General features: G+C 74.6%; 6 protein-coding genes. 3 read left to right on the forward strand and 3 right to left on the reverse strand.

From position 1 onward, the window contains the following. Positions 1-328 precede the first annotated feature (328 nt). Genes NBZ85_RS23940 through NBZ85_RS23950 form a run of 3 tightly spaced genes read left to right on the forward strand, consistent with a single transcriptional unit; the run spans position 329 to position 5,336 of the window. The gene (locus NBZ85_RS23940; RefSeq protein WP_261559320.1) at positions 329-1,357 is read left to right on the forward strand and encodes an AAA family ATPase; all 1,029 of its coding nucleotides are present in this window, start codon (positions 329-331) and stop codon (positions 1,355-1,357) included. 8 nt (positions 1,358-1,365) lie between these two features. After that, positions 1,366-2,727, forward strand: coding sequence for a DUF58 domain-containing protein (locus NBZ85_RS23945; protein ID WP_261562636.1), 1,362 nt, complete (start codon positions 1,366-1,368; stop codon positions 2,725-2,727). Further along, a complete protein-coding gene (locus NBZ85_RS23950) occupies positions 2,724-5,336 on the forward strand; it encodes a transglutaminase TgpA family protein (protein WP_261559318.1) in 2,613 nt (870 codons plus the stop codon). Before NBZ85_RS23945 ends, NBZ85_RS23950 begins: the two co-directional genes overlap by 4 nt. On the opposite strand, the gene NBZ85_RS23955 is transcribed toward NBZ85_RS23950, so the two are convergent. The 3 genes from NBZ85_RS23955 to NBZ85_RS23965 all read right to left on the reverse strand — a co-directional run. Further along, complete coding sequence (locus NBZ85_RS23955; protein WP_261559317.1) at positions 5,333-5,740, reverse strand: SCO2097 family morphological protein; 408 nt, start codon at positions 5,738-5,740, stop codon at positions 5,333-5,335. The two genes, NBZ85_RS23950 and NBZ85_RS23955, sit on opposite strands and share 4 nt — an antisense overlap. A 168-nt stretch (positions 5,741-5,908) precedes the next feature. After that, positions 5,909-7,129 (reverse strand): DNA polymerase IV, encoded by a 1,221-nt coding sequence (dinB, locus tag NBZ85_RS23960; protein ID WP_261562637.1) that lies wholly within the window; start codon positions 7,127-7,129, stop codon positions 5,909-5,911. After that, on the reverse strand, positions 7,119-7,869 hold a 751-nt coding region (locus NBZ85_RS23965), incomplete at its 5' end, for a class I SAM-dependent methyltransferase (RefSeq protein ID WP_261562638.1). The genes NBZ85_RS23965 and dinB, both read right to left, overlap by 11 nt.

Genomic DNA, 7,869 nt, shown 5'->3' on the forward strand with positions numbered 1-7,869 from the left:
CCTCAACACCCCGCGCCACCCCACCGGGCCCACTCCGATCGGAGGCGCGCGTGGTGCCCGTCAAGGGGCTGGTATAAACCCCCAAAAATTGGTAGGAATGTCTCCTATCCGCGGGGTATGAGGGCCCGCTCTCGCGCCGCCCGACACGCAGCGGTTGGACGGCCCCGCCACCTGCTACCCCGCCCGCCGCCAGCCCGATCTCGGGCAGGTTTCCTTGACACCGTGGCCTGCACGGCCGCTGTGGATGTCACACTCGATGGGGGGACGGGCTTCGTCGGGGCCGGCTCCGCGCAGCCCGAATGCCCGACACCCGGAGGGGGGCCAACTAGTGGTGACCGACCCAGGTCTGCTCCACTGGCGTGACCCGGTGGCCGACATCGGCCACCTTGCCGAGATCGCCGACCGGGTCCGGGCGCGCGTCGAGACGGTCATCGACGGCAAGTCCGAAGCGATCACCACCGCGCTGGTGGTGCTCCTCGCCGAGGGGCACCTGCTCATCGAGGACGTCCCCGGGGTGGGCAAGACCATGCTCGCCAAGGCCCTCGCCCGCTCGATCGACGCCCGGGTGCGGCGCATCCAGTTCACCCCCGACCTGCTGCCCAGCGACGTCACCGGCGTCAGCGTGTACAACCAGGGCACCCGGGACTTCGAGTTCCGCCCCGGCCCGGTGTTCGCCAACATCGTCGTCGGCGACGAGATCAACCGGGCCGAACCCAAAGCGCAGTCCGCCCTGCTGGAGTGCATGGAGGAGCACCAGGTCACCGTCGACGGGGTCACCTACCGGCTGGAGTCGCCGTTCATGGTCATCGCGACCCAGAACCCGGTGGAGATGGAGGGCACCCGGGCACTGCCCGAGGCGCAGCGGGACCGGTTCACCGCGCGGATCTCGATGGGCTACCCCTCCCCCGCCGCCGAGATGGCAATGCTCGACAACCACGGCAACGCCAACCCCCTGACGGGCATCACCCCGGTCACCGACGCCGCCGAGATCGCCCGGCTCATCGCCCTGGTACGCACCGTCCACGTGTCCGCCGAAGTGCGGCACTACATCGTCGACCTGGTCGGCGGGACCCGGGTGCATCCCGAGATCGCGCTCGGGGCGTCCCCGCGGGCGGCGCTGCACCTCATCCGGGCCGCCCGCGCCCGCGCGGCGCTGGACCGGCGCGCCTTCGTCCTGCCCGACGACGTGCAGGAGATGGCAATCCCGGTGATGGCGCACCGCCTGCTGCTGCACCCGGAGATCATGCTCTCCGGCGAGCCCGCCACCGAGGTCGCCTCCCGGGTCCTCACCGAGGTCCTGCACCGGATCCCCATTCCCCGACCCGGCACGGCACGCCCGGCCCGGCCCGGCCGTTAGAGATCCGTGTGCGGGACTTTGTCGCGGCGCTGCGCGGCCTGACGATCCGCGGCCGGTCCTTCCTCGCTGCGGGGGCGGCCTGCGCCGTGTCCGCGATCGTCCTCGGCGAGCAGGACCTGTTGCGCATCGGGCTGCTCATCGCGAGCCTGCCGGTGCTCGCGGCGGCGGTCGTCTGCCGCACCCGCTACCGGCTGTCCTGCACGCGCCGGCTCGAACCGCGCCGGGTCACCGCGGGTGACCGGGTCAGCGTGCGCATTCAGCTGGAGAACGTCAGCCGTTCGTCATCGTCGGTGCTGCTGGTGGAGGACACAACGGGTTCCGGTCTGGGCGGCGGCGCCCGGTTCGTGCTCGACCGGATCGAGCCCGGCGGCAGCCGTGACCTCTCCTACGCCCTGCGCGCGTCGGTCCGCGGCCGCTACCAGATCGGACCGATGGCAATCCGGCTCAGCGATCCTTTCGGGCTCTGCGAGCTGTCCCGCAGCTTCCGCAGCCTGGACGAACTGATCGTCGCGCCCGCGATCGAGCAGTTGGCGCCGGCCCGGTCGGGCGTCGCGGCCAGTGTGAGCAACGAGCTGCGCCGGGCCACCGGCCTCGTCGGCGAGGACGAGACGACCACCCGCCCGTACCGGTCCGGCGATGACCTGCGCAGGGTGCACTGGAAGACGACGGCCCGCAGCGGCGAACTGATGGTCCGGCGCGAGGAGCACCCGCAGTCCGGCGCCGCGGCGATCCTGCTCGACACCCGGGAGCGGGCCTGGCCGGACTCGGGGCCGGCGTCGGCATTCGAATGGGCAGTCAGCGCCGTCGGCGGGATCGGGATTCATCTGGTCCGTGGCGGCTACCGGGTCCGCCTGCTCACCGACCGGGGTCCGGTCACGACCACGGCCGGCGCGACCGCCTCCGGGCTGCTCGACGAGCTGGCCACGCTCGTCCCGGCCGACGCGGAGTCGCTGCAACCGGCGTTCACCGCGCTGCGCCGCCCGGGGGGCGACCGGGGCGGGCTGCTCGTAGCCGTGCTCGGCCACACCGAGACGGCCCTGGCGACGACGCTGGCCGGACTACGCGCGCGCCGCGCCCCCGCGATCGCCGTCCTCGTCGACGTGACGAGCTGGAACCCGCACCCCTCGGCCGCCGCCGACCTCATCTCGGCGCGGGCGGTGCTGACCCGCGCCGGCTGGGCAGTCCTCGTCGCACGGCAGGGCATGAGCCTCGCCTCGGTGTGGCCGCGGGTGACGGCGGTGGCGAGCCAGTCGGGATACGCCGGTACCCGCCGCGGGGTCGGCGGCGCGGACGGCGGCGGGGTCGGCGGGCCAGCCGGGGCGGCCCGGGCCGCGGGCCAGCCCGGGGTCCCACGCCGGGCGGCCCGGTGAGCGTCCGCCCGGTTCCCACCGTCGTCGCCGCGGCCGCCTGCCTGCTGTCCACCAGCGCGCTGACCCGGCTGTTCGACGGGACGCTGTGGTGGATGCGGCCGGTCGTGATCGCCACCGTCGTCGCCGTGGCGACCGCGACGCTCGGCCGGTTACTGCGGCTGCCGGTCGCGGCCGGCTTCCTGCTCAGCCTCGCCGGGCTCGTCTGCACCGTGACCGCGCTGTGCGCCCGGGGGACGGCGCTGGCCGGGGTGGTGCCGACCGCCGGGACCGTGCGGACGCTGCGCACGCTCATCACCGACGGCGGTTCGGACATCTCTCGGCTGGCAGCGCCGGTGCCGCACCGGCCGGGACTGGTGGTCCTGACCGTCGTCGGCATCTACCTCGTCGTCATCGTCGTCGATCTGATTGTGGTGACGTTGGACCGCCCGGCCCTCGGCGGGCTGCCGCTGCTGGCCCTGTACGCGGTGTCCGCGGCGATCCTGCCCGGCGGGGTCGGCACCGTCCCGTTCCTGCTGGGGGCCGCGAGCTTCGTCGCGCTACTGCTGCTGGACGGCCGGTTGGCGTTCGGTCGGTGGGGCCGGACGGTGTCCGACACCCGGCGCGGGAGTGGCAGCGGCGAGCGTGAGGGCCTCGGCGGTCGGCTCACCGTGAACGCGCTCGGGGTGGCGCTCGCCGCACTGCTGGTCGCCCTCGCGGTGCCGCTCGGCCTGCCGTCGCTGGACGGCGAAGGGCTGGTGTCGCGCAAGGGCGGTTACGGCGCCGGGGACGGGCCGAGCTCAGCCAGCGTCGTGCAGCCGATCGTCTCGGTGAGCCAGCAGCTGCACGCCAGCAAGCAGGTTCCGCTGCTCAGCGTGCGCTCGCAGACCCCGCGATACCTGCGGCTGACGGCGTTGGAGAACTTCGACGGGCAGCTGTTCACCCTGCGGGCGCTCAATGCCACCCGGGACGACCGGGTCAGCGAGGGACTACCGAGGCCGCGGCTCGGCGGCACCACGGCGGAGGTCAGCGCGGACATCGCGGTCACCAGCCGGTTCAAGGAGCTCTACCTGCCCGTCCCGGGCATCCCCACCCGGATCAAGGGACTCGCCGGCGACTGGCGGCTGGCCACCCCTACCGGCACGATCTTCTCCACCCGAACGTCAACAGTGGGCGCGCATTACCAGGTCGACGCGACCGTGCCGACCCCCACCCGGGCCCAGCTGGAGGCCTCGAGCGGGCGGTCCCCCGCCGACCTGGCCGTGGACACCGCGCTCCCCGGCAACCTCGACCCGCGCCTGCGTCAGCTCGTCGAGTCGGTCACCGCGGGCGCGCGCACCCCGTACGAGAAGGTGTACGCGATCCAGCAGCACCTGCGCGGGCCGCTGTTCACCTATGACCTGACGGGCGCACCGACCAACCAGGAGGGCGCGCTCGCCGAGTTCCTCTTCGAGTCGCACCGGGGATACTGCGAACAGTTCGCCTCCGCGATGACCGTCATGGTGCGGATGCTCGGCCTGCCCGCCCGGGTCGCCATCGGTTTCGTGCCCGGCGAGCGGCAGCCGGACGGCAGCTACCTGATCACGAACCGGCAGGCGCACGCCTGGCCGGAGGTGTGGTTCCCCTCGGTCGGCTGGGTGAGCTTCGAGCCGACCCGCCGCTCCGACGGGGCGACGGCGGCGCCCTCGTATGCGCCCGCGGGCATCGACGACCCGGACGGGTCGGCCGCGCCGCCGGGCCAGGAAAGTTCGGCCGGGGCGCTGCCGGAGCCCCAGCCGGTGCCGGTTCCGGTGCCCAGCGCCGGGGCGAGCCCCGACGACCCGACCGCGACGCAGCCCCCGACCGCGGGCGCGGGCGCCAACGCCTCCGGGGGCATCCCGGCCTGGGTGATCTGGCTGTGCGCGACCGTACCGCCGGCGGTCGCCCTGCTGGTCACCCCGGCGATCATCCGGCTTCGGCGGCGCCGGGCCCGGCTGCGGCGCGGCGGAGCCGACAGCGCGGCCGAGCCCGGCGGCGGCCCGCCCGGCCGGGCCGGCACCCAGGCCGTCGACCAGGTGCACGACGCCTGGGCGGAACTGCTCGACGTCGCCTCCGACCTCGGTATCACGATCCGGGTCAGCGACTCGCCGCGGACCGGGGTCGCCCGGCTGACCGCCTACCTGGACGCCGAGCCCGTCCCCGGGCCGGGGTCCGATCCCGCGGCCGACCAGCAGGCCGATCCCACCGCGGCAGCCCGGCCCGACCGGACCTCGGCCGACCCGACCCCGGCCCCGACCGACCCGCCGTACGCACAGGCCCGCGAAGCGCTGGCCCGGCTGGCGGCCGCGGAGGAGCGAGCTCGCTACGCGCCCCTGGAACTCGCCGACCCGCCGCCGCATGACGAGACCAGGCGGGACGTGGCCACCGCCTCCGCGACGCTCTGGGCGGTCGCCCCGCGAACCCGCCGGATCATGGCCCGCCTCGCGCCGCCGTCGGTGTTCCGCCGCCGCGATCCGGACGGGCCGGGCCCCGACCGCGCCGGACGGCTCCGCCGATACCTCCGGTGGCGCCCCACGGGCGCCGGACCGGACCACCCCGGCGGCGACGGGCCGGAAACCGCGGCGGTGGACGACGATGCCGACGCCCTCGTCTAGGGCCGGTCCTCCCAGCGGCGCCGCCAGCGCTCCTCGACCCGTTCCATGAAGGACGCCTTCGTCCGGGGTCGCCCCTTCGACCGGCCCCGGCCGCCGGGTCGGCGGCCGCCCGTGTCCCGCCCGCTGATGCGGCGCAGGTCGGCGGCCCCACGCAGCGCGGCGAACAGCATCATCAAGAACCCGAGGATGCCGAGGATGACGGTGAGCGGCACCTGGTTGAGCACCACGCCGACCACCAGGACGGCGAGCCCGAGCAGGAAGACCACCGCGCTGCGGCGCACCCGGCGCAGCAGGTACGTGCGGGGGTCCGTCGACCGCACCGTGCTGGCGAACTTCGGGTCGTCCTCAACGAGGGCGCGCTCGATCTGCTCCAGAAGGCGCTGCTCGTTCTCCGAGAGCGGCATCGACGCTCCTCCCACGACCTACAGGCCCGGCAGACGGGACCTGACAACCAAGAATAGGCATGCGCGGGCGGGTGCGGTAGGCAACCCGTCATGCCGGTTGGAACCGAGCCAATCACCTCACCTGTCCCGTGCCCGCAGCAGCGCCGTTCATGCCCGAACACGCGGCCGTCACGGCGGGCCCGGCGGGGGCCCCACGGGCGGGTCGAGCAGGGACGCCGGACCCACCGCATCCGCGCCGAATCGGTCGCGCGCCCGGTCGGCGACCCGGTCCAGCTCCGCCCAGCCCTCGGGCCGTTCCCCGAGCAGCAGCTGCCTGCTGCCAGCCCCCGCGTCGACGAGGTTGCCGGCCCGCACCCCCAGCAGGCGCACGGCCGTGACCTCCGCGGCGGCGCCTCGACCGCTCCCGAGCAGTCCCAGGTCCGCCACCAGGTCCGTCGCCGTGGAGTAGATCATCTGGGACACGTCGGCGCCATCACGTAGCGTGCGGGCACGGGTGACGGTCCGGAAGTCGGCATAGCGCACCTTGACCGAGATCGTCCGGGCGTGCCGGTGCCGCTGCCGCAGCTGGCCGGCCACCCGTCCGGACAGGCGCAGCAGTTCCCGGGCGAGCACAGCCCGCTCGGTGATGTCGGTGGCGAAGGTCCGTTCGGCGCCGACGGTGACCTCCGTGCTGACGGGATCCACCCGTCGCTCGTCGATCCCCCACGACAGCCGGTGCAGGTGGGACCCGGCGGCCTCCCCGAGGGCCCGGCACAGCGTGTCCACCGGGGTGTCCGCGATGTCCCCGATCGTGCGCAGTCCCAGCCGGGTCAGGGTGGCCTCCGCCCGCGGGCCGACGCCCCACAGCGCCCCGGCCGGCAGCGGATGCAGGAAGGCGAGCACCTCCTCGGGGGCGATGACCGCGAGTCCGTCCGGCTTGCACCGGGTCGAGGCGATCTTGGCGACGAACATCGACGGCGCGACGCCGACCGAGCAGGTGAGGTTCTGCTCGGCTGCCACCCGGCGGCGGATGCCGGCCGCGATCCGCGGCGCCGGCCCGAACAGTGCCCGCGCGCCGGCGACATCGAGGAAGGCCTCGTCGACCGACAACGGCGCGACCAGCGGGGTGACATCACGAAAGATCTTCATGATCTCGACCGAGGCCGCCCGATACGCGGCGTGGTCGGGCGGGACGACCGCCGCGGTGGGGCACCGCCGCAGCGCCCGCGCCATCGGCATCGCACTGTGGACCCCGTACGCCCGGGCCTCGTAGGTCGCCGACAGCACCACACCGCGCTCGCCCCCCGCCACGATCATCGGCCGGCCGCGCAGCTCGGGTCGGCGGCGCAGTTCCACCGAGGCGAAGAAGGCGTCCATATCGACGTGCAGGATCGTGCTCTCAGCGCGCATGGGGCCCTGCGCCACCCGGCCTGCGGGCGAGGACGTGCAGCTGCGCCGCCAGATCCCGGAACGGCTCGCGCCCGGCGGCCGCGAGCTCCAGGCGCAGCAGCCGCCGCGTGGCCAGCGGGTCGAGCAGGCGCTCCCCCGGCACCAGATCCGCGAAGATCCGTACTCCGTGAATGTCAAGCACCTCCGCACCCGCGGCCCGGACCAGCGCGGCGGCCTCGGCGGTGGTGAACCGCCGAGGCACCCGCCCGCCGGCCCGGTTCCTGCCCGCCGACGAGCCGTGATCCACGCTGGGCGGCCGGGGCGCAGGGGGCGCGTCCTCGACGAGCGCCGCGAGGGCGTCGTCGAAGTGCCCGGCCAGCGCACGGGCGAGCACCGCGGCGGCGTGCCCGGCCACGACGACGCTGAGCGCACCGCCGGGACGCAGCACCCCCAGCGCGTGGGCGAGCGCGCTCTGCGGGTCATCCACGACGTCCAACACCGAATGGCACAGCAACAGGTCGGCCTGCCCGGCACCGACGAGGCCGGTCAGGTCATGCAGGTCTCCCTGCATCGCGGTGACCCGCCCGTCGAGCCCCCGCTCGGCGACGCGCCGGCGCAGGGCGGCCAGCGCGTCCGGTGAGGGGTCCACCACGATGACCGGATACCCGGCTGCCGCGATCGGCACGGCGAAGCCGCCGCTGCCGCCGCCGGCGTCAACCACGACCGGCTGGTGGGCCCCCACCACCGGTCCACCCGGTACC

It is taken from the genome of Frankia tisae (assembly GCF_025403405.1).
Taxonomy (GTDB): Bacteria; Actinomycetota; Actinomycetes; order Frankiales; family Frankiaceae; genus Frankia; species Frankia tisai.

Bases quoted from the DNA above. Each gene is read 5' to 3' on its own strand.
- NBZ85_RS23955 (WP_261559317.1), bottom strand. From the start codon at position 5,740: ATGCCGCTCTCGGAGAACGAGCAGCGCCTTCTGGAGCAGATCGAGCGC.
- dinB (WP_261562637.1), bottom strand. From the start codon at position 7,129: ATGCGCGCTGAGAGCACGATCCTGCACGTCGATATGGACGCCTTCTTC.